Here is a 22074-nt window from a genome sequence, read left to right as displayed (position 1 = left end):
AACGGCCTCTCTCATTTCGACTTATGCTCGTTTTCAAAGATATTAAGCTGCCAGCATAAAAGGCGTGTCAAATCCATCAAAAAGAGGGGGTAATTTGGGATTTCTTAGGGGATAAAAAAGAAAAATGGCAGTTTAGTATACGGAGCATGTATACTGCCAAGATGGATAATTATTAACCCACGTATAGGTATTTAACTAAAGCGGTAGAGCATGATCCCCTGACACCTTCATTCCCCTCCATACCTTAACAGCCGTCCACGGTTCATCAGCATCTTTCCAAAACGGATCATCAACCGGTAAACCTAAAGGAAGCAAAATGGCACTACACAGGTATAAACTTCCGGTCGTAATGTAGGCGTCAGCGATGGTTTCCTGCTTTCCATAAACACCTATATTGAGCCATCCCTGTGCGTTAAATGTGCTTGGCGCCTCTGTTGTCTTTTTGATGACTGCTGTCAGTGCACACCGAACCTGCGCCGGTGTTAAACTTTCCGGCAATTTTTTGCGCAAGGCCATATCCGCTAAATGATGAAAAGCTCCACCCCGATACACAATAGACCGACCGGTTATGGGGTATGTACCATCCATATTGATATTCCGTTCCTGCAATTCGGCATAACGCTTATTGATTTTATCCAATTTTGTACGGAAAGCATCGTAACGTTTTCCTTTTGTTTGTAAGATATCCAAAATGGTCTGTAAATAGGGCTGTATTACAAAACTATTGTAATAATCTTGGTGAAAACTCATTCCATCAGAAAACATGCCATCGCCCGTATACCAGTGCTCTGAAAATTCCCGGATGCCATATTCAATACGCAACGCATCATAGGGCAAATCGTATTTGCAAAAGAATGCTTCGATCATGCCTGAGAACAAAATCCAGTTATTGTATCCCGGCACTGTATTTCTCGTTTTTAAGAGCGCGGCTACTACCTGATCTTTGGTTTCCTGCTTTAAATGATGCCAAATCCAAGGTGCTCGTACTAAGCCCAAAGCAAAGAAGGAAGCGTCTACCAAAGGTTGCCCTCCTTCCCACACCAAATAATCCTTGGCTTTCGGGTCTACAGCGTGGGCAATAGCAGCAAGCACCCATTGCCGGTATTGATCACGTAAAGCAATCTCCTTTGCCGAACCACCTTCGGCATTTAGCCAAGGGGCAATGCCACTGAGGGTGCGACCAAATGCTTCAAGATAAGCGACTTTGCTACGCTGGGCAGCATTATCGATACTAGGTGATAAATCAACGGTCATTTGCTGCTTCAACTCATCGGCTGCCAGATTTTTCATTACGGGTTCGGCTACTTGCTGTAAATACCGTAACCAATCTTGCCGTACGGTAGAAGATTGAGGTTGTGCCATGAGCATACACCCATTTTGCAAACAACAGATCAATAGCGCAAGTAAACCTTTTATTATTTTCATGTTATATAATTGTTCTGAATAGTTATTTTTTTTGATATACACGTACATAATCTATCTCATAGCGGTTCGGAAAGGTTGTACCGGCGACATCTCCTCCGTTCATACCGCCCATGGCTAAATCCAATAAAATATAGTGGGCTTGCTTAAAAGGATTCGTGTCACTTCCATCTTTGTTGATTAACTCGGAAAGGGGAACCTTGTTTAGCAATAAATCATCCACATAGAGTGCAATCGATTCTTCATCCCAATCCATCCGCCAGACATGGAATTGAGACGCCCAAGCCTTACCTCCTAATTCGCTTACCGCTTTCGTCTTGCTGTACCATTCGGCCTGATAAGGCTTGGAAGTTCCACAAGCTATATTAGCCAGTATTTTACCCTGATAGTATTCCATAATATCAATTTCGCCATTGGAAGGCCATTGACCATTTACACCCAATGTCCAGAATGCAGGCCATAATCCGGCACTAATATCTATTCGTGCGCGCATCTCAAAACGGCCGTATTGCCAACTATGCCGATGGTATGTGTTGATAGAAGCGGAAGTATAGGTAATATTTTTACGTTGCTTAGCCCATTGTTTACTCCCTCTTTCGTAGCTAGGGTTAGCCTTCTCTTCTTTTCTAGCCTCGATGATAAGCAATCCACCTTCGCACCAAGCATTATCCCGTTGATACCATTGCAGCTCCTGATTTCGTACAAAGCCTTGCTCAAATTGCCAATTTTCAGGGTTCGGCGCGCCATCTTTATCAAATTCGTCTGACCATACCAATTGGTAGTCAGCGTCTTTATCTTCCGGTTGTGGCGGGATTGCTTTGGCTACATCAGCCAAGCATAAAACAAGAAGACTAATGAACAGCATGCTATTCATAATACCTAAACTCGGTAACTTCATCGCGTGGTATGGTTTATATATATGATTGTGAACAATATTACTACTAGCGAGGTAAACCCATCGCCTGTTCGTTATTTCATCTCCATGTTAATCGTAACCCATAAAAATAATGTACATCACACCATTTGCACGTATTTATCCCGATAATGTTGCGGAGAAAGTTTATACTTCTTCTTAAATAATTTAGAAAAATAAAAAACGCTTTCAAAACCCATTTGAAAGGCAATTTCACTAATTGTTAAGTGACTCGTTTCCAGCAACTCTTTTGCATGATTTAGCCGAATAAACAAATGGTACTGATGCGGGGGCATTCCGGTAACCTGCTTAAAATCTTTTCGGAATTTGGAATAACTCACGGCAAGTTTATCGGCTATTTGCGTCATCTTAATATCTGCATCAATTGCTTCTTCCAATAAAAATTTTGCTTTGGAAATATAGGTGTGATCATCTTCTCCAGTATCCGCTTTAGGAATAGAGGCACGATATACCAACGAAAGCAACTGTAAGGTATATCCAGAAATCAATTGGTGATGGCCGGGCCCACCTTCTTGTAGCGTCTCAATCAGTTTTTTAAATTCTTTTAAGATATGCTCGTCTAAACCTACGTTGATGCATGGTTTACGTCCGTCAAAAAAATCGGCTTTCATGAGACTTTGCGGATAATAGCCATTAAATCCGACCCAAAATTCCTCCCATCCATATTCTACCTGCGGTTTATATCGATGCCAACTTCCGGGGAAAAGAAAAAAACAATGCCCTTCGCTGATTTCCATCTGCGGCATATGATCACTTTCAAAAATCCCTCTTCCTTTCGATATAAATACCAAATAGTAATCATTCAGAATACGCCCTTTATTCCAAGTAAATCGATGAGTCGTAGGGTGATCCCTTCCTATCGGATAAATTTCTCCTGCTAGCACCTTAGAGTAGCCGGCAGTGGTAATGTATAATCCCCATTGCTCCTCTACCTCACTAATAGAAAGATATTTATGAAAACTCTTCATACAGACAAGAACTGGTAAAAACTAGGTAGCATACTATCAAATTTAAATAATAAATCGATAAAAATGCCAAAAAGTACAAATGAAAAACTAATTTGTATAAGCAAGCTTCTCCCAAAGGCAGCTACTTTTGAGTGATAGCCCTAATGAAACGGCCATCCTAAAAACTAAACAATTATGAAAACAATACGAACAAAATTTTCAGCAATGACGTGGCTTAACCAATAGGAGCGGACCTATTAACCGTAGCGTATTAACACTATTAACCTTACAAACTAATCAACATGAAACAATTAAGTTTAATCGTATTGCTTGTCTTGTTCACGATGGCACAACAACGTGTACGTGCACAAGCAAAATCAAGTACCGTAAACGGACAGGTTTTGCTAAGCAATGCCACCGACGATCTTGCGGGGACATCCATTAATGTCAAAGGACTACTTAAGGGAACCACAACCGATGCAAAAGGACAATTTAGCCTTGCCATTCCACTCCCAGCTACACTCATTATTTCCCGTGTTGGGTATAATACCAAGGAAGTTAATGTACAAAACACCCAGCCCTTGCATATTACCCTTACTGCTGGCGGCGGAAACTTGGATGAAGTGGTCGTAGTAAGTTATGGCACGCGAAAAGCCCGTGATTTAACAACAGCCGTTGCTAACCTTAACCTTTCAACCACTAAAGACGTTCCTGCTTCCGAATTGGGACAAAAACTTCAGGGCAAAATCCCAGGACTACAGGCATCACAAACGAATGGCCGACCCGGTCAGGGTATTGACTTCCGCGTCCGCGGCGCAGCCTCCCTGTCTTCTGGCTTCCAACCCCTTATTGTGGTGGATGGCCAACCGCTTACTGGAAATGACTCTAGAAACGGTGGCATGAGTTTAATCAACCCTTCGGATATTGAATCGATCAGTGTACTAAAAGATGCATCAGCGGCAGCACTCTATGGTTCTAGGGCAGCTAATGGGGTCATCTTAATTACCACCAAGCATGCCAAACTAGGTAGTACCCAAGTGTCATTGGATGTCTATACCGGTTGGCAGACTGTTCCGCAGCGCGGTCGCCCTGACCTGATGAATGCCCGCGAATTTGCGACCTTTATGAAGGGATTTTATGAAGATAAAAAAACGTACGAAGATCCTACCGATACCATTCCAAGTGTATATGCCAATCCAGACCAATATGGTGAAGGTACCGATTGGTATGATGCTATTCTCCGCACCGCCCCCATGCAGAATTATTCGGTCAATTTATCTGCCGGTACCGAAAAAGTATCTTCCAGTTCCACACTAACCTTCTTTAATCAGGATGGTGTGCTCCGCAATACCGGTATGAATCGCTATTCGTTTCGTACCAATAATGAATACCGTCCTACAGATCGGATCAAAATCGGCTTAAACTTGGCTCCTTCTTATCAACAAGATCTTAATACAATGGCCTATACCGATGGCAACCGGCAAATTATCGCTAATGCCACAGCCGCTTCACCGCTCATTCCCATTTATCAGGCAGATGGTTCCTTCAACAGTCGGGTAAGCTCTTTTGGCATGCTTGGCCTCAACAACCCCGTGCAGCAATTGGAAGAGCTTAACGGGAAGCAAAACACCTTTCGCTTACTCGGCAATCTCTATGCTGAACTGGAACTACTAAAGAATTTGCGCTTTAAAACGACCATCAATACCGACCTTGGTACACAAGATTACAACCAGTTTTTCGGCACTATGTTTGGCATCGGATTAGGTGCAACAGCTCTACCAAGGCCAGCTTCTGCTACCAGTGCCACGCATAGTTCCTATAACTACGTGTCCTGGTTGAATGAAAACACCTTGAACTACAGCCTGCACTTAGGTGATCATGCTTTAGATTTAATGGCCGGTTATAGTGCCCAAAAATGGTCGCGTAATTTTCGTAGCATCAATGGCACCAACTTTGCTGGTGACGGCATTCCCTGGATTGTAGGAGCAGGATCTACTAGTGGAAGCACAAACCATGACGAATGGACCCTGGCCTCTTTTTTTGGGAGTGCTAACTACAGTTATAAAGGCCGGTATCTGCTGAATGCAACGATACGAAATGATGGTTCTTCCCGTTTTGGCCTCAATCACAAATACGGTACTTTCCCCTCCGTTTCGGCAGGTTGGGTGATCAGCGATGAAGCCTTTTTTCCGAAAAACAATGTCCTCAGTTTCTTAAAAATCCGAGGCAGCTATGGTAGGACGGGTAATTTTAACATTGGTAATTACCAACAGGTATCCAATATCACGGCCTCTAATTATATTTTTGGAGGAACACTTACACCAGGATTCGCAACAACAACCTTGGGTAATGCGGACCTAACGTGGGAAGTTTCAGACCAAGTGGACGGCGGTTTAGACCTGAACCTCTTTCAGGATCGTATTTCGTTTAATTACGATTTTTACAACAAAATCACCGATGGCATGCTTTATCCTACTTCCATCCCTTATGGCTCAGGATATGGTAGCACCTATCTCAATGTAGGTAAATTTAAAATCTGGGGCCATGAATTTCAAGTGACCTCGCGCAACCTTACCGGTTCTTTTGAATGGGAAACGAACCTAAATATCTCATTCAACGATAATAGGGTGTTGGAGTTGCCACCTAATACACCCTATATTGGTGGAGGAGGTACTTACTCTGGCTACAACCGCTCGGTGGTTGGTCACCATATCGGCGAGTTCTACGGTTATGTGTTCGATGGGGTTTACATGAATCAACAGGAGTTTGATAGCCAACCTAAATCCGCTACATCCGTGGTAGGCTCTGTCCGTATGAAAGACGTTAACGGAGATCAGGTAATTGACCCTAATGACCGTACCTTGATTGGCAATCCCAATCCGAAATACATTTACGGGATCACCAATACCTTCCGTTACAAAAACTTTGACTTGAACATCATCTGCGCCGGACAAGGTGGTAACTTGGTTATGAATGTGGCACGTGCCGACCTCACCAATTTAGATGGAGTGATGAACCTGACCAAAGATATGGCTAACGTCTGGCGGTCTGAATCAAACCCCGGTAATGGCCTGGTGCCAAGTACTCGAAGCAACACCACGGAACTGTATCGTTTAGCGAATACGACTTGGTTATCTAAAGGCGACTTCTTTACAGTTAAAAATATTGCCCTAGGTTACACATGGAAACCCAAAGCTTTTAAATATATCCAATCGGCCCGTATCTATACCAGTGTACAGCAAGCTTTTGTGTTTACCAAATATAAAGGACAAAATCCGGAGGCTAGCATAGGTAGAGACGATGCCATAGGTGTTTTCGGACAAGATTTAAGTACCTATCCAGTGCCTCGAACATTTATGCTGGGTGCTAATATCAGTTTCTAACTTAAAGCATTAATCATGAACCCGATAGGCTTAAAATAAGCATTAAACATTCAGAGAAATGCATATTTTAAACATTAAAGGTTCCATCTGATCATCAAAACATAAAAAAATAAACAGATGAAAAAGAATATCAATCGATATATCATACTCATTGGCGGACTGATTATCAGTTCCTGTAGTAAGGATTTTTTAACCAAATATCCCGAAGGAAGCCTTAATGAGGGAAACTTCTATGCCTCTGAAACGGATTTCCAACAAGCCGTTGTTGGTGCCTATGTACCGCTGAGAGATGTAGCCAACAATGCCTATTTTATGGATGAAATGCGGGCAGATAATGCAGAATATTTTTATTACGCGAAAGATCGCGGCAATCAGACGGCCGAAAACTTGACGAACTATTTAGATCTGACCGATAATGTAATTACCTTGAATCGTTACCAAGCGGATTATAATGGGATTTCACGCACCAATATTATTCTAGACAGGCTCAATACGATTACGTTTACCATGAGTGATGCCGTAAAAAACCAGGTAAGTGGTGAAGCGAAGGCGTTGCGAGGTCATTATTACTTTGACCTAGTCAAAAATTTCGGCGATGTTCCACTTTACCTACATGAAGTCACCACAAGTAGTGCCGCCTATTTGCCCCGATCGTCTGCCGATAGTGTGTATAATCAGATTATTACGGATCTTACCGATGCCATTAACCTACTGTCTGAGCCGAATTTTTCTGCTGAACAAACAGGTAAGGTAACCAAAGGCACCGCAAGCATGGAACTAGCAGCGGTATACATGCAACGCAAACAATACGATAAAGCGTTGCCTTTACTGCAAAACATCAGTACCATGGGCTATGCCTTATTGCCCAATTTCAGGGATGTTTTCAATCCTGCCAACAAAAACGGCAATAAGGAAATGATTTTTGATATCCAATATAAATCCGGAAGCCCTACCGATTTACAGGAAAGTAATTTTCCGTACCGCTTTACACCACTCACTCCAAATACGCAAGTCATTATGGGCGTCAATTTCAACAATACCATTGGAGGATGGAATGTACCTACTCCGGACCTTTATCAACTGTTTGAAGCAGGAGATACCCGTTTAGACGCTTCCATTGGAGTTATTGAAGGCACATTGGATGAGAATACCGATTTCGAGCCTACAAAGGTGGTCAGCACAGTGGTCGGTTACACCCCGCCCGCCCATACGGAAATCCGCTGGTTTTGCAAAAAATATTATTACCCTCCCTATGGTTCTATTTATAAAAACACGGACCAGAACTGGCCTTTATACCGCTTTAGCGATGCCTTGCTCCTTTTAGCGGAATGTTTAAATGAAACGGGCCGCTCTACGGAGGCTTTAGAGCCATTGAACCGCGTACGTACCCGTGCTTTTGGTGCTGGAAAGGGACAAATAACCACTACAGACGCCAATCAACTCCGTACTCTTATTGCCAATGAACGCCGCCTGGAGCTGGCTTTTGAAAATAAACGTTACCAAGATTTAATACGCACGGATCAGGCTATCCCAGTAATGACGGCTTATGGAACAGCGGCTAAAGCCCGTCATTCCTACCTCTTACCACAAACCTATAATGTGACGCAAAATCGTTTATTATATCCTATTCCCCAACGAGAACGGGATCTTAATACGTCACTTACACAAAATCCCGGTTATTAATTTATAGCACAAAACAACTAATATAGATATGAACACAGCACTTTCACAGCAACAAATTGAATCCTATCAACGGGATGGCTTCTTAATTATTGAAGATTTTTTAAATCCCGAAGAACTCCAAGAATGGCGTGTTGCCGTTACCGAAGCAATTGCTGAACGTAATGGTATAAAAATTCCCGGACAACAGATTAAAGTAGGGATGGACGACGGAATCAACGAAGATGCCGAATATTTTTCAAAGGTCTTTGACCAATTGCTTAATTTATGGCAGACCAATGAAAAAGTAAAAAAAATCATGTTCGACGAACGCATTGGTAAAATGGCAGCAACGCTATCGGGAGCGGAGGGTATCCGCATATGGCATGATCAGGCATTATTTAAAAAACCCTGGGCCAATCCAACATCTTGGCATCTAGACACGCCGTTTTGGTCTTTTTCCGATCGGCGTGCATTGTCGATATGGGTCGCATTAGACGATGCTACACTCGAAAATGGTTGCCTTTATTTTATTCCGGGTTCTTTTAAAGAAACGACCTTTGAAAATAAAGGAATTGGAAAAAATATGGACGGTATCTTCGAGGTTTACCCACAGTTTCGCAATACCCGCGCCATTCCTTCTAAATTAAAAGCAGGTGGTTGTTCTTTCCATAATGGCTTAACCATCCATGGAGCGGGCCCCAATATGACGAATGGCTATAGGCGAGCCATGACTTGCGCGTATATGCCCGATGGGAATATCTTTAACGGCGAGCCGAATATTCTGCCGGAAGCTTATTTGAAGACACTAAAAGTAGGCGATTTATTACAGAATGATGAACAGAATCCGCTTATTTACCATCAATAAACTTAAATGTGGAAATAAAATTTTTATGCCCACGCTGGGGTTTTGAAAGCTTAGCGTGGGAAGATTTTCTTGCGCAGGTTAAAGACGCTGGCTATGCCGGTATAGAATGGTTTCCGCAAGGAGGAAAACCGGAAATAGAACAGGTAAGTGACTTGTTGGTACGCTATCAATTGGAACATGCCATTGTCATGGAGATAGCCCGACCGTTTACAGGATTTGATGATTATCTCTTCCATTTACAGCAAGATTTGGATATCTTGCTTGGTACATTGGCAGCGATTAAAAGTCCCTTGTTTCTAAGTATCCAAACTGGTCGAGAGTTCTTCTCCATACCGGAAATCGAGGCTTGCATTCAAGTTTGTACGGATATGCAAGACAAGCACAACATTGCGATTTACCAAGAAACGCATCGTAACAAGTGGAGCTACGCCGCCCATATAACCGGGGCTGTACTACGACAACATCAAGCATTGTGCCTTACACTCGACATCTCGCATTGGTATTGTGTATCTGAAAGTTACCTGCTGGATCAACAAGAAACGGTGCAACTGGCGGTTAAACATGCCCGACACATCCATGCTCGCGTGGGCCATACCGAAGGCCCTCAGGTGATAGATCCCGCTTTTGACGAGTATCGGGAAGCGCTAGATCATCACCTCCAAATATGGGACATGTGGATAGCGCATATGACTTCCTTGCAGAAAACTTTTTGTACCATAACCCCAGAGTTTGGTCCGCCACCCTATCTAAGCGTGGCCGGTCGTGCACTTGATCCTCTGCAGGAACAATGGCGACTCAATCTTTGGATAAAAAACCTTTTACAAAACCGATATCATGATGAATAGAAGATCCTTCCTAGAAAAAAGCACCTTATTATCTGCAAGTACCCTATTGTTCCGCGCTTATCCGTCGTTAGCGCAACCACAAGCAGACGCAGCCTATCGCTTATTCCAATCACCGCCGCTTTTTTACCATCCTTACGTTAGGTGGTGGTGGAATGGAGATAAGATAGAAAAAACGGAATTAGCACGGGAATTACGACTGCTAAAAGAGGCTGAAATAGGTGGTGTTGAAATTAACCCCATTAAATTTCCGCAGCGTACAGACGATATGGGAATCCCTTCGCTCCAGTGGTTAAGCAATGAATGGATCGACCTGTTAGATTTTACGTTAAAAGAAGCCCATCAATTAGGCCTGACCTGTGATTTGATTGTAGGTTCTGGATGGCCCTTCGGAGCAGAATACCTGGAAGGAGAAGAAATTGCACAAGTGGTAACCTTAGCGGTTAAGAAGGTAGAAGGAGCAATGACTTTCGAAGCCCCTCTATTTGACTTTCTAAAGGAAGCCGATCCTGCCGTTACCAGTCCGTTTGCCCACCGAAAATTGGAAGTATTCCGGGTGTGCCTCGTTCCTGAAGGGATGCATAGCCTGGAACAGGTGGTCGACCTTTCCGATCAAATTCCTTCGGGATTCATCAAAACAGAAATCCCGAAAGGAAAATACGCGCTGTATGCATTGGTAAAAACACATGCTTTTTTGGAGGTCATTAATGGTGCCCCCGGTGCTAACGGACAGGTATTGAACCATTTCAATAAAGCCGCCGTAGCGAAATACCTCAATCACATGACGGATACCATCCAACAGCGTATCGGTCCATTAAAAGGCAGAGTAAGGGCTTTGTTTACTGATAGCATGGAACTAGAAGGGGCCAATTGGTGTATGGATATGGCTGAAGAATTTCAAAAACGCAGGGGTTACGACCTCATGCCCTACCTTCCTTTTATCCTATTTAAAATTGGCGGTATGGGTAATGTATTCGATTATGCCTACGGCGTGACCTTTGAAGCAAACTTCCAGCATACCGTTGACCGCGTACGCTTTGATTTTGACCTCACGAAGACGGAGCTCATGCGCGAGCGGTTTATTGAAACCTTCCAAGAATGGTGCAAGCGCAATGGCATGAAATCACGCGTTCAATCCTATGGAAGAGGCTACCACCCTTTAGAAGGAAGCTTGAATATGGATATCCCTGAAGGGGAAACTTGGATCAAATATGGTGTCGGACAAGAGATGCCCGAAAACGATTACCGGATCGGTAGAGGGTATACCATGGTAAATAAATTTGTATCATCGGCCGCCCACTTACAAGGCAAACGCTGGATCAGCTGTGAAGAATGTACCAATACCGATATGGTATTCAACGCCACCCTTCAAATGATTAAACTATGTTCTGATCAAAGTTTTATCTCCGGTATTACCCATTCCATTTATCATGGTTTTAACTATTCTCCACCTCAGGCACCTTTTCCCGGTTGGATCCGCTATGGCAATTTCATGAATGAACGGAATACGTACTGGCCGTGGTTCAAACTGCTTAATACATATAAAGGCCGTATATCCGCATTATTACAGCAAGTGGACATGTTTGCTGATATCGCTATTTTACCGCCCATTTATGATATGTGGACTAAATATGGTGCGCAAAATGAACCCTTTCCTTCGTTAACCTATCCAACTTACCTCTCGCTCATTTGGGAAGCAATGAATCAGCACGGAAACGCTTGCGATTATGTATCCGATCATATTATTGATCAAGCCACCATGAAAGATGGTTATATGCAGTATGGTCCTCGCAAATACCATAGCCTGTTTTTGGTGCAGGTAGAAAGCTTATCCCCCCAAACGGTGCAGCAATTATTGCGCTTTGTTCAGGCTGGAGGAAGAATTTTCTGTATAGAAACCGAACCGCATCAATCGCTAGGATTGACTGACGCTCAAGCAAACAACCAGGTGGTGCAACAAACCATGAGTGAAATTAAAAAGCATACCAACCAGTACATTTTCCAGAAAAAGCCAGAAGCAAACTTTGGCGAATGGTATCAACGTTTGCAAGCAGACTATCAATTAACCCCTTATGTAGATTTGGTAGGCGGTAATCCTTTTGTCACACAAGTACGCTACCATAACGATAGCATGGAAGTACTGTTCTTGATTAATTCTAGCTACGAAAATAGCTATAACATCTCCTTTACACCCCACCCAGAAATCTATCAGCAGAAAAAAGGATATTATTGGGATGCGACAACTGGAATGGTTTATCGATTGGAAAACGATCGACAAATCAATCTCACATTAGCTCCTGCCGACCTACGGATTTTCGTTTATGAAAAAAATGGGCGCCATAAAGCTCCCCTATTTCAAGAATTACCTCCTGCTACATCGGATAAATTAGCCTTTAATGGTTCCTGGCAACTCACTTTCCAAGGTATTGATGGAAAGACACAAGACATCGTTCTTGAGCAACCAACAGATTTAAAGGACTTACCGGATTTCATTTCTTTTGCGGGGACAGTGCATTACCGAAATACCTTTACTGTTAATGACTATCGGCCTTCTTACATCGACTTAGGTAAGGTATACGGTATATCCCAGGTCTTTGTGAACGGAAAAGATGCCGGTGTCCGGTGGTATGGCCGACATGCGTACACGATAAATTCCTTACTGACAAAAGGTGAAAATCAATTGGAGATACGGGTAATTACGACCATGGGCAATTATATGAAATCACTTCAGGATAATCCAGTGGCACAGTACTGGACCAATGGCAAACGTGTACCACAACCCAATATCTCCATGGGGCTAATCGGGCCCGTCACCCTTTTTTAAACCTTAAGAACATGATGAAACACTATATTTTATACCTGCTTTGTAGCTTCCTAAGCCTGCGCTTTTGCTTAGGCGCTGATTATAAAGTAACCGATTTTGGTGCAAAACCAGACGGCATATCGGTAAACACAGCCATCATTCAATACGCTATCGACTTTATTCATCACAAGGGCGGAGGCCGATTAATCTTCGATGCGGGAAGCTATGTCAGCGGTACGGTTTATCTAAAATCAAATGTAACCTTACATTTAGAAAAAAATGCCATCTTATTGGGCTCTACTCAACCCTTTGATTACATCAAAGACCCTGTGATTGGTTGGACTGCATTACTCTTCGCTTATAAGCAAGACCATATCGGCATCACGGGTGAGGGGATGATAGATGGTCGCGGCTTTACCGTAGCCAATCGGGTTATCGATTACGTCCATAGCGGATTAATTCATGATCCGCTAAAATACGATCGCGCGAATGAGACCATGCGCCCCCTGAACATTTACTTTAGGGAGTGTAACGACGTTACAATTCATGGCATTACACTCAAAGATCCCGGTAGCTGGAACCAAACCTATGATCAATGTGTCCGACTTAACGTTGACCATATTAAGGTCGATAGCAAGTCGTATTGGAACAATGACGGCATTGATGTGGTTGACTGTGATCAGGTAACGATCAAGAACTCCTATTTCGATGCAGCAGACGACGCCATCTGTTTCAAATCACATGATGCCAGTAAGATTTGCCAAAACGTTACCGTCGATAACTGCACCGCACGATCCAGCGCCAATGGACTCAAATTCGGAACGGTATCGCGTGGAGGTTTTCGCAATTTTAAAGTGAGTAACTTGACGGTATTTGATACCTATCGATCAGCTATTACCTTTGCGGCGGTAGATGGCGCCCTTATTGAAAATATTGTAGTCGACGGTGTTACCGTCAAAAACACCGGTAATGTCCTGTATTTACGTATCGGAAACCGTTGGAGCGGCGATAAGCACCCAAGCATGAAAGGCATTTACATTTCCAATGTGCATGCGGAAGTACCGGCAGACAAGCCCGATGCAGGTTATAATTACGAGGGCCCGGTGGAAGATCTTCCGCGAAATATTTCTCCGGCCAGCATTGTGGGCCTACCCGAATATCCCATTCAGGACGTTTACCTCAAAAATATAACCATTAGCTACCCGGGTGGTGGAAATCCTTTTTATGCCAAAGTTGGACTTACCGATGCCGACTTAGATAGCATCCCGCTGATGGCTGATAAGTATCCGGAATTTTCCCAATTTAAGGAGCTTCCCGCTTGGGCTTTTTATATCCGGTATGCGAAGGGTATCCATTTGGATAACGTACAATTGCATTGCCGCGAAAAAGATTATCGTCCAGCCGTCGTACTCGATCATGTTGATGGTGCCTCCTTTAATAAGGTAAACTACAAAGAGCCGGATGCCCAAGGAAAAAAACAACTATTCGTCCATCAATCAGAACATATCCAACAATAAAAACCCATACCCATGAAACCAGTACTAAGAACCATCGTGTTATTGGGGGTTATATGTCTACCCCTTCAGGTATTTTGCACAGACTATAAAGCCTCTATGTTTGGTATTAAATCCAACGGCACGACCTTGAACACCCGAGCAATCCAAAAGGCAATTGATTACATCAGCGAACAAGGTGGTGGGCGCTTGGTATTCTACGTTGGCCGATACCTTACGGGTAGTATCCAATTAAAATCAAATGTAAGCCTAAAATTGATGGAAGGTGCAATCTTAGTGGGTAGCACCTCTATTTATGATTATATGGTTGACGGTAAGCCACGAGCTTTAGTTTTCGCCAAGCATGAAAACAATATCGGTATTTCCGGTAAAGGCGTTATTGAGGGAAATGGAAAGGACCTGATCAAAAATCTTTTCGCACAAAAGAAGCAAGGATTGATTGACCAAGCACGGTCATCTCAACCGGCACTCCTACATTTTGATAGCTGCGAAGCAGTACAGGTAGATTCAGTACAGTTATGGAAAGCCGCCGGTGCCGTACAAATATATCGTCAATGCCAAAATATTAGCATCGATCGCGTGGGAGTGAAAAGTATAGACGATCAACTAAATACTGGTGCAATACTTGAAAAATGCAGCAACATTTTGATCAAAAACACCTATGTAGAAACAATAGGAAAAAGCTTGGTCGATGGGGGGCAAAACGAAAATATACTGATCGAAAATAGTATAGACGCGAAAGGTACCCCCCTTCATCTACAATAATTACGAAGCCCCGCCATTCCGTACCTTTGGGAAGTACCAGCGGGGCTATCAACCTAAACCTGGGGTAAAGATACGATTTAATAGCGATTTAACCATTTTTTAATGGAAGAACCTTTTTAGGTTACTTTCTTGTTTTTTGTTACGTGCCTCCCACTGCATGATGTAAATTTTGGAGGCGACCTTATTGGCATCAAGATACGTGTACACATTTAACACGCTGTTTGTCTGAGGTAGGATAATGCTGGCAAGATATTTGCTCGAGGGAGCTTAAATTACAGATTATTTAATGAACAAATTTACAAATGAAAAAATTATTTCTTTACATTTTAACCGTTTTTCTATTTACCGTAGCTACTCAACAGGTTCATGCACAATACAAGACAGCATTAGGTCTCGGTATTGACGTAGGTAACGGAGATACCTATGTGGGTCCTCAACTGAAACATTTTTTTAGCAGAAAGGACGCCGGCAATGTACAGGTATTATTTGCTGACCACGTCGTGGTATTAGGTGCAGATTATTCGTATAATGCACCCATCCAAGGTGCCCGCGGATTGGATTGGTACGTTGGTGTCGGGCCGCAATTAAGTTTTGTGGATCATCCATATGGTGGCGATAAAACCTATGTGGCTATCCGTCCTGCACTAGGTTTGGAATATAAAATCCCTTCTGCACCGCTAGCCTTTCATTTTGATTGGAAACCATGGTGGAATTTAACCAATCACTCCGATTTTGAAGGTGGACGTTTCAGTATTGGCTTTAAATATACATTCAACTAGTGTTAAGTAAAAAGACCACTTAAAAAATTCAATTAAAAAAGGAATTTAAAACACTATTTCATCTAAAGCAACGTTAACAAATTACATGAATACGAAAAGAGGCTGGTTATTTGCTCCATTAGCACTATGTTTAGTGCTACTATTGGGTGCAGCTAGGGTAGACGATAAGGAGACCGAACGCATCGAAAAAGCGACTGCTGTTTTTGAAGATTTCGGCAAGATGAAGGAAAGTATCCCCTTAAGCCTGATGGAGCAAGCGGAAGGTATTGTGATCATTCCTAAGATGATCAATGCGGGTTTTGGCATTGGAGGGAAACGAGGTAAAGGCTTGGCCATGGTTAAATTGGCCTCAGGTAAATGGAGTGATCCTGTATTTGTAACGCTGACGGGTGGAAGCATTGGTTTTCAGATTGGGGTACAGGCCGTTGATCTGGTTTTATTATTTAAACATAAAACAGCACTTACTGAGGCGAAAAGCGGCGACTTCACCATTGGTGGCGACTTGGCAGCAGCGGCAGGCCCCGTAGGTAGAAGTACAAGTGCCCATACGGATTACAAGCTAGAAGCAGAAGTTTATTCTTATTCTCGCAGTAAGGGCTTATTTGCAGGAATAAGCATTAATGGCTCGAATATTGCTTTTGATCAAACGGCTAACCGTAATTTTTACGGTGGTGAAGTAGACACCAAAGAGCTATTTTCAAGCGACAATGCCGGTTCTGCACCAGTTAATGCGTTAAAAAATGCATTAACCGTCAAATAATAAAGGAAAAAGCTTGGTAACAATTTAAAAAAGAATTAGTTTAGCAATTCATTAACTCAATATTTTTTATAAACCCATTAAAATAGAACATTATGTCATCAAAATTCTCTGAACTAAAAGAATTGATCGCTTCGGCTGAAAAGGATGCTGTTGCATTTTACGAAAAAGGAAACAAAGCTGCCGGCACTAGATTAAGAGGTGCTTTGCAAAAAACCAAAGCTTTAGCTCAAGATATCCGTAATGAAGTTACGGCGAAGAAAAATGCTAAATAAGAAAAGCTTCTTGGATTAAAGAAGCCTAGCTTAGTCATTAAGTTAGGCTTTTTTGTTGGGGAGCATTTTACGCAAATCTGTTGGGATTAAATAGGCTAATGGCTGTTAACGGCTGCCGCTCGCCGAGAAGATCGCTTACCACTTTCCCAAACGCCGGACCTAAACTCAGTCCCATCATTCCTCCTCCCCCAGCAATAACTAAATTTTTCAATCGTCTACTATAGCCCAGATAAGGTAAACCATCGGGCGAACAAGGTCTAAAACCAAACCATACATTCTTTTTCTCCGGCATGGGCACCCTTAACTCTGGATAATATCGTGGAATAGCGTCTACAATACCCTGTACGCGGTTCATATGGATGACCTTGTTCAACGCGGCCAGCTCCATGGTTCCACCAAAGCGTATATGCCCATTCATGGGTGTTACAGCCACTCGGGCTTCCAATAATAATGAAGGGTGCATTAGGGTGTGCTCTCCTGGTTTATACATAAAAGAATAACCTTTTCCCGGCATCAAAGGTATGTTAAGTCCTGCCTTTTTCGCAATTTCAGGCAGCCAAGCGCCTCCAGTTAGCACAAATTTGTCTGCTGCGAATTTTTTGCTTCCTGCAAGAACAGCTCGCAAACTACCCTGACTGGATTCAAAACCGGTTACCGCAGTGTGTTCGTGGATAAAAACACCCTTTTGTCGCACATAGGCGATTAACTGCGTCATGAGCGCCTGAGGATACAAATGACCATCGCAACGATAATGCACTGCGCCCAGTACATCCAGCCGAGCATGGGGTTCCAGTTGTTGCACTTGCTCCTTTGACAAAGCTGCTACGTCCAGGCCTAATGATTTCGCCGTTTCGGCTAAATGGATTTCCTCTTCAGCCATTTTCTCGGTTTTGTACAGCATCAGAATTCCTTTATGCTGCAATTCGAAGGCAAAATCATCCCTTTTCACCATTTCGTCATACAGCGCACTACTCAGCAGGTTAAGGTCACGAATGCTTGGTGCAGACAGTTGAACATGGCTAGCATTAGCGTGCTTCATGAATTTTAATCCCCACGAGACCAGTTTAGTACTCAAACTTGGTTTTACGTAAAATGGACTCCTGCTGTTAAACATCCACTTGATCCCCTGTGCTACTATACCGGGTGCTGCAAGCGGGGTAAAATGACTGGGCACTAACATCCCCGCATTACCATACGAGCAGTTATCTTTTAAATCACCGCGATCCAAAAGCGTCACCTTCCAGCCATCGTTTACTAAATAATAAGCTGAACACAGCCCTGCAATACCGCCGCCTATAATCAGTACGCTTCCTTTATTTTCTTGATTCATATGCTAGTAAGTAGTTATTCGTTATTGGTTGTTCGTATCGGTAAAGCTTATTATTTTTAAGTATCAAGACATCAGTAGCATGTATTAAGATATTTCTAGGAGCCCTTCTTTGTGCTTTTCGCTTTTTTTCACTAAAAATTAGTCTTGTGTCTTGCTACTTGTATCTTATGTCCTTTTGCTTTTCACTTTCTGCTTTTAAATCCGCATTACGCTCTAAGCCTATTGCCTATTGCCTTCAAACCACCTGAAAACCAAACGCATAAGGGTCTTCATCGTCGATAATGATATGGTTATATCCCGTAATTAATGCCCATCCTTCTATTCCGGGTATGATAGCCGGTTTTCCATTAACGGTTGTTTCTTCCTCGATAGTTCCGATAAAGGTAGAACCGATATAACTTTCCTGTATAAACTGATCGTCTCTTTTTAGCTTACCTTTAGCATACCATTGCGCCATCCGAGCGGAAGTGCCCGTACCACAGGGTGATCTATCCAATGCGTTCTCGCCTACGAGCACCGCATTACGCCCACTTGAGGCAGGATTTAAAGGACTGCCTGTCCATTGAATATGACTTAGACCGAAAATATGCTCATTTTCGGGATGAATAAAGGAATAGTTATCATTTAACAATTTCCGGATGAGCTTACCATAATGGATCAGTTGGCTTGCTGAAAACCGGCTGATATCTTCAAAATTTTCCTGCGGATCTATAATCCCATAGAAATTGCCACCAAAGGAAACATCTACGTACATACGTCCTAAATCAGGACATACCACTTCCAACCCTTCAGCATATAAAAAAGACTTTACATTGGTTAGCTTCACTGCCTTAACCCGTTTGCCTTCCTGCTTATAATCAATTAAAACGAGGCCTGCCGGTGTTTCGAGACGTAGTTTACCAGGTACTTTCGGCTCTACCAATCCTTCTTCAATGGCGATGGTTACCGTACCGATAGTGCCATGCCCGCACATCGGTAAGCAACCGCTGGTTTCGATATATAGCACCCCTATATCATTTGCTGGGTCGCATGGTGGATAAAGAATACTCCCACTCATCATATCATGCCCTCGCGGTTCAAACATCAGTCCTTTTCGAATCCAGTCGTATTCCTTCATGAAATGCAAACGCCGTTCCATCATGGAGTTCCCTTCCAATAGTGGTCCGCCACCCGCCACGAGTCGTACCGGGCAACCACAGGTATGGGCATCTATACAGAAAAAAGTTTTTCTCATCGTCGCTAATCGTTTTTTAAGCTTATCGCCTATTGCTTATAGCCTACAGCTTACTGCCTACAGCCTCCTTAGTCAACACATTATTCACCGTGCGGTAGATACCAAGTGGATTAGCATCCTTTAAGGCATCGGGCAATAGCGCATCGGGCCAATTTTGGAACGACAGGGGGCGTAAGAAACGTTGTATAGCATCTGCTCCCACAGATGTAAATCGTGCATCGGTAGTTGCCGGAAAGGGGCCACCATGTTGCATGGCGAGGCAGACTTCTACGCCTGTGGGCATTCCATTAAATAATAAACGGCCACACTTATCTTGTAATAAACCTATTAACTCGGTATGTTTAGCCGCATCGGCATCAGTGGAAGCAATCGTGATGCTTAGCTGTCCTTTCAGCTGGCGAGCAAGCATTAGCATCTCGTCTTCGTTTTCACAAGTGACGATTAAACCGAAAGGGCCGAATACCTCTTCCAATAAATGCTCATTCGCCAATATACTTTTTGCCTCCGCTTCAGCCAGTAAAGCCATACCTTGGCCTTCTGTAGCAGATTGATCTGCTTTTCCCAGGAGACGAACAGCTGGTTGGGACAATACCTTTTTGCTCATCGTATGGTAAGCCTTCGCTATACCATCGTGAAGCATCGTTGCAGGAGGGCAACTGGCAACTTCATTTTGCAAGGCTGCTTTGAACACGGCTAGATCTTTTCCCTTAATGGCTATAAACACCCCTGGATTGGTACAGAACTGTCCGACGCCAAGCGTCAGCGAAGCGAAATATTGACTTGCCAGCCCTCGTGGATCGGCTGCTAGCTTATCCGGCAGTGCGAAAATTGGATTGATACTGCCCATTTCAGCGAATACCGGTATTGGCTCCTTGCGCTTATCGGCTAAATCAAACAATGCTTTACCCCCTCCATAGGATCCGGTAAAAGCGACCGATTTGACGAGCGGATGTTGAACCAAATAGGCTCCCGACTCATTTGAATGACCATAAACATGCGAAAAAACACCTTCGTGCCAACCTTCCTCTTGGATTGCCTCCGCAATAGCCTGCGCCATGAGGGTCGATGTCTTTGGATGTCCTGGATGCGCTTTCACGATCACCGAACAACCTGCGGCTAGCGCACTGGCCGTATCGCCACCGGCCGTTGAAAAAGCAAAAGGGAAATTACTGGCACCAAAAACAACCACCGGACCAAGCCCTACCTTAATTTTTCGCAAATCAGGTTTAGGTGGGGTTTTGTCTGGAATCGCTGTATCGATTCTTGCCTCAAAACAAATGCCATTCCTGATATGATCAGCATAACTTCTCCATTGAAAAATGGTCCGGGCTTTTTCGCCAACCAGACGTGCTTCCGGAAGATGGCTCTCTTCCATGGCTGTTGCAATCAATTCCCTTCCCAGCCCCTCTATTTTGGCAGCAATTGCATCCATGAGGGCCGCTCGATCTGCAATACTCCTTTTTTTTAGCTGTTGAATAGCTTGCTCTGCCTTAAGCAGTAAACCTTCAACTTGTTCTCTTGATGTTTCTGTATACATGATTTATGTTATCAACCTAATCACTATGCATTCACTTCCAAATTTGGTCTGCTCACCTCGCTATCGGCAATAATTTTCAGGATACGTTCGCGCTCTTCACCCACTAAAGGCAGACGCGGCGCCCGCACATATTCATTACTGATTCCCTCCTTTGTGGCGGCCAATTTAATATACTGAACCAGTTTAGGACGGATATCCAATTCCAACAAGGGTAAAAACCAACGGAATATTTCCAAGGCTTTCTCCACTTCCCCCGCTTTTATATAGTCGTATATCGCAACCGTTTCTCTTGGATAAGCATCCACTAAGCCCGCAACGATACCATCGGCTCCCATCAATAAAGCTTCAGTGGTAATCGTGTCAACACCACCTAAAATTTTGAAACGGTTGCCAAAACGATTGATCATTCGGGTAATATTCGTCAAATCACGTGTGGATTCTTTAACAGCCTGAATATTGGGCACAGCGGCCAATTGTTCAAACATATCCAAGGTAACCAGATTGCCATAATCGACCGGATTATTATAAACCATAATTGGGAGTTGAACACTATTGGCTATGGTGGTGAAAAAAACCACCGTTTCCCGATCATCGGCTTTATACCGCATGGGAGGTAAAATCATGAGTCCATTTGCACCTAAGGTCTCGGCCTTTTGAGCAATCTTTATAGCCTCAGCAGTAGCTTGTTCAGCGATTCCTAAAATCACCGGAATATCCTTACCTGAAACAAATTTAACGGTGTAGCTTAACAGATCATACTTCTCTTGGGTAGTCAATGTACTGGCTTCGCCCAAAGAACCGGCCAAGATTAAACCGTGTACACCGCCCTCAAGCTGTGCGCTCAGATTTTTGCTGAACATGTCAAAATCAATGTCCCCATTTTCCTTAAATGGGGTTAATAATGCAGGATAAATTCCTTTCCAAAGTTCTTTACTCATTACAATTGTTTTTTCTTCAAAAGTAAAGCGAACATGTTAAGGTAACCTGCCATGTATTAATCAATGATAGGCGTATTTTAACCCAGA

17 protein-coding genes are annotated in these 22074 nt (G+C 43.2%); 10 read left to right on the top strand and 7 right to left on the bottom strand.

Annotated features, from left to right (window positions below):
- Positions 1 to 195: 195 nt before the first annotated feature.
- The 3 genes from ABD930_RS19030 to ABD930_RS19020 form a co-directional block, all read right to left on the bottom strand.
- A complete protein-coding gene (locus ABD930_RS19030) occupies positions 196 to 1425 on the bottom strand; it encodes a DUF2264 domain-containing protein (RefSeq protein WP_345234263.1) in 1230 nt (409 codons plus the stop codon).
- A 22-nt stretch (positions 1426 to 1447) separates the two neighbouring features.
- Positions 1448 to 2320, bottom strand: coding sequence for a glycoside hydrolase family 16 protein (locus ABD930_RS19025; RefSeq protein WP_345234261.1), 873 nt, complete (start codon positions 2318 to 2320; stop codon positions 1448 to 1450).
- A gap of 116 nt (positions 2321 to 2436) precedes the next feature.
- Positions 2437 to 3324 (bottom strand): helix-turn-helix transcriptional regulator, encoded by an 888-nt coding sequence (locus tag ABD930_RS19020; protein WP_345234259.1) that lies wholly within the window; start codon positions 3322 to 3324, stop codon positions 2437 to 2439.
- A gap of 281 nt (positions 3325 to 3605) precedes the next feature.
- On the opposite strand from ABD930_RS19020, the gene ABD930_RS19015 reads away from it, so the two are divergent.
- From ABD930_RS19015 to ABD930_RS18970, 10 genes are all read left to right on the top strand, one after another.
- Entirely contained in the window at positions 3606 to 6686 is a 3081-nt protein-coding gene (locus ABD930_RS19015) for a SusC/RagA family TonB-linked outer membrane protein (RefSeq protein ID WP_345234257.1), read from the top strand.
- 117 nt (positions 6687 to 6803) lie between these two features.
- On the top strand, positions 6804 to 8369 hold the full coding sequence (locus tag ABD930_RS19010) for a RagB/SusD family nutrient uptake outer membrane protein (protein ID WP_345234255.1): 1566 nt from the start codon (positions 6804 to 6806) through the stop codon (positions 8367 to 8369).
- A 28-nt stretch (positions 8370 to 8397) separates the two neighbouring features.
- Entirely contained in the window at positions 8398 to 9213 is an 816-nt protein-coding gene (locus ABD930_RS19005) for a phytanoyl-CoA dioxygenase family protein (protein ID WP_345234254.1), read from the top strand.
- An 8-nt stretch (positions 9214 to 9221) separates the two neighbouring features.
- On the top strand, positions 9222 to 10058 hold the full coding sequence (locus ABD930_RS19000) for a sugar phosphate isomerase/epimerase (RefSeq protein ID WP_345234252.1): 837 nt from the start codon (positions 9222 to 9224) through the stop codon (positions 10056 to 10058).
- Positions 10048 to 12879, top strand: a complete 2832-nt coding sequence (locus tag ABD930_RS18995; RefSeq protein ID WP_345234250.1) for a glycosyl hydrolase — start codon at positions 10048 to 10050, stop codon at positions 12877 to 12879. Before ABD930_RS19000 ends, ABD930_RS18995 begins: the two co-directional genes overlap by 11 nt.
- Positions 12880 to 12890: 11 nt before the next feature.
- Positions 12891 to 14375, top strand: coding sequence for a glycoside hydrolase family 28 protein (locus ABD930_RS18990; RefSeq protein ID WP_345234248.1), 1485 nt, complete (start codon positions 12891 to 12893; stop codon positions 14373 to 14375).
- A 12-nt stretch (positions 14376 to 14387) separates the two neighbouring features.
- Positions 14388 to 15137: a glycosyl hydrolase family 28 protein gene (locus ABD930_RS18985; protein WP_345234246.1), complete on the top strand. Its 750-nt coding sequence runs from the start codon at positions 14388 to 14390 to the stop codon at positions 15135 to 15137.
- A 302-nt stretch (positions 15138 to 15439) separates the two neighbouring features.
- Positions 15440 to 15916 (top strand): hypothetical protein, encoded by a 477-nt coding sequence (locus tag ABD930_RS18980; protein ID WP_345234244.1) that lies wholly within the window; start codon positions 15440 to 15442, stop codon positions 15914 to 15916.
- An 85-nt stretch (positions 15917 to 16001) separates the two neighbouring features.
- Positions 16002 to 16676 carry a lipid-binding SYLF domain-containing protein gene (locus ABD930_RS18975; protein ID WP_345234242.1) on the top strand — a complete coding sequence of 225 codons (675 nt, stop codon included), beginning with the start codon at positions 16002 to 16004 and terminating at the stop codon, positions 16674 to 16676.
- Between the two features lie 92 nt (positions 16677 to 16768).
- The gene (locus ABD930_RS18970) at positions 16769 to 16948 is read left to right on the top strand and encodes a histone H1 (protein ID WP_345234240.1); all 180 of its coding nucleotides are present in this window, start codon (positions 16769 to 16771) and stop codon (positions 16946 to 16948) included.
- 67 nt (positions 16949 to 17015) lie between these two features.
- Here the strand turns inward: ABD930_RS18970 and ABD930_RS18965 are convergent, their stop codons facing one another.
- The 4 genes from ABD930_RS18965 to ABD930_RS18950 all read right to left on the bottom strand — a co-directional run bounded on the left by ABD930_RS18965 (position 17016) and on the right by ABD930_RS18950 (position 21987).
- Positions 17016 to 18278 (bottom strand): NAD(P)/FAD-dependent oxidoreductase, encoded by a 1263-nt coding sequence (locus tag ABD930_RS18965; RefSeq protein ID WP_345234238.1) that lies wholly within the window; start codon positions 18276 to 18278, stop codon positions 17016 to 17018.
- A 235-nt stretch (positions 18279 to 18513) separates the two neighbouring features.
- Entirely contained in the window at positions 18514 to 19512 is a 999-nt protein-coding gene (locus tag ABD930_RS18960; RefSeq protein ID WP_345234236.1) for a 4-hydroxyproline epimerase, read from the bottom strand.
- A gap of 43 nt (positions 19513 to 19555) precedes the next feature.
- On the bottom strand, positions 19556 to 21049 hold the full coding sequence (locus ABD930_RS18955) for an aldehyde dehydrogenase (NADP(+)) (RefSeq protein WP_345234234.1): 1494 nt from the start codon (positions 21047 to 21049) through the stop codon (positions 19556 to 19558).
- A 23-nt stretch (positions 21050 to 21072) separates the two neighbouring features.
- Positions 21073 to 21987: a dihydrodipicolinate synthase family protein gene (locus ABD930_RS18950; protein WP_345234232.1), complete on the bottom strand. Its 915-nt coding sequence runs from the start codon at positions 21985 to 21987 to the stop codon at positions 21073 to 21075.
- Positions 21988 to 22074: the final 87 nt, after the last annotated feature.

This window comes from Olivibacter ginsenosidimutans (assembly GCF_039542865.1).
In the GTDB taxonomy this organism is placed as follows: domain Bacteria; phylum Bacteroidota; class Bacteroidia; order Sphingobacteriales; family Sphingobacteriaceae; genus Olivibacter; species Olivibacter ginsenosidimutans.
The sequence above is the reverse complement of the archived record's forward strand: the minus strand, read 5'-3'. Positions and strand labels throughout refer to the sequence as shown.

What these genes read in the sequence shown, in the direction of transcription:
- ABD930_RS19025 (WP_345234261.1), bottom strand. Translation starts at nt 2,320, where the DNA reads ATGAAGTTACCGAGTTTAGGTATTATGAATAGCATGCTGTTCATTAGT.
- ABD930_RS18975 (WP_345234242.1), top strand. Translation starts at nt 16,002, where the DNA reads ATGAATACGAAAAGAGGCTGGTTATTTGCTCCATTAGCACTATGTTTA.
- ABD930_RS18995 (WP_345234250.1), top strand. Translation starts at nt 10,048, where the DNA reads ATGATGAATAGAAGATCCTTCCTAGAAAAAAGCACCTTATTATCTGCA.
- ABD930_RS19015 (WP_345234257.1), top strand. Translation starts at nt 3,606, where the DNA reads ATGAAACAATTAAGTTTAATCGTATTGCTTGTCTTGTTCACGATGGCA.
- ABD930_RS19005 (WP_345234254.1), top strand. Translation starts at nt 8,398, where the DNA reads ATGAACACAGCACTTTCACAGCAACAAATTGAATCCTATCAACGGGAT.
- ABD930_RS18985 (WP_345234246.1), top strand. Translation starts at nt 14,388, where the DNA reads ATGAAACCAGTACTAAGAACCATCGTGTTATTGGGGGTTATATGTCTA.
- ABD930_RS18960 (WP_345234236.1), bottom strand. Translation starts at nt 19,512, where the DNA reads ATGAGAAAAACTTTTTTCTGTATAGATGCCCATACCTGTGGTTGCCCG.
- ABD930_RS18990 (WP_345234248.1), top strand. Translation starts at nt 12,891, where the DNA reads ATGATGAAACACTATATTTTATACCTGCTTTGTAGCTTCCTAAGCCTG.
- ABD930_RS18980 (WP_345234244.1), top strand. Translation starts at nt 15,440, where the DNA reads ATGAAAAAATTATTTCTTTACATTTTAACCGTTTTTCTATTTACCGTA.
- ABD930_RS18950 (WP_345234232.1), bottom strand. Translation starts at nt 21,987, where the DNA reads ATGAGTAAAGAACTTTGGAAAGGAATTTATCCTGCATTATTAACCCCA.
- ABD930_RS19020 (WP_345234259.1), bottom strand. Translation starts at nt 3,324, where the DNA reads ATGAAGAGTTTTCATAAATATCTTTCTATTAGTGAGGTAGAGGAGCAA.
- ABD930_RS18970 (WP_345234240.1), top strand. Translation starts at nt 16,769, where the DNA reads ATGTCATCAAAATTCTCTGAACTAAAAGAATTGATCGCTTCGGCTGAA.
- ABD930_RS19010 (WP_345234255.1), top strand. Translation starts at nt 6,804, where the DNA reads ATGAAAAAGAATATCAATCGATATATCATACTCATTGGCGGACTGATT.
- ABD930_RS19030 (WP_345234263.1), bottom strand. Translation starts at nt 1,425, where the DNA reads ATGAAAATAATAAAAGGTTTACTTGCGCTATTGATCTGTTGTTTGCAA.
- ABD930_RS18965 (WP_345234238.1), bottom strand. Translation starts at nt 18,278, where the DNA reads ATGAATCAAGAAAATAAAGGAAGCGTACTGATTATAGGCGGCGGTATT.
- ABD930_RS18955 (WP_345234234.1), bottom strand. Translation starts at nt 21,049, where the DNA reads ATGTATACAGAAACATCAAGAGAACAAGTTGAAGGTTTACTGCTTAAG.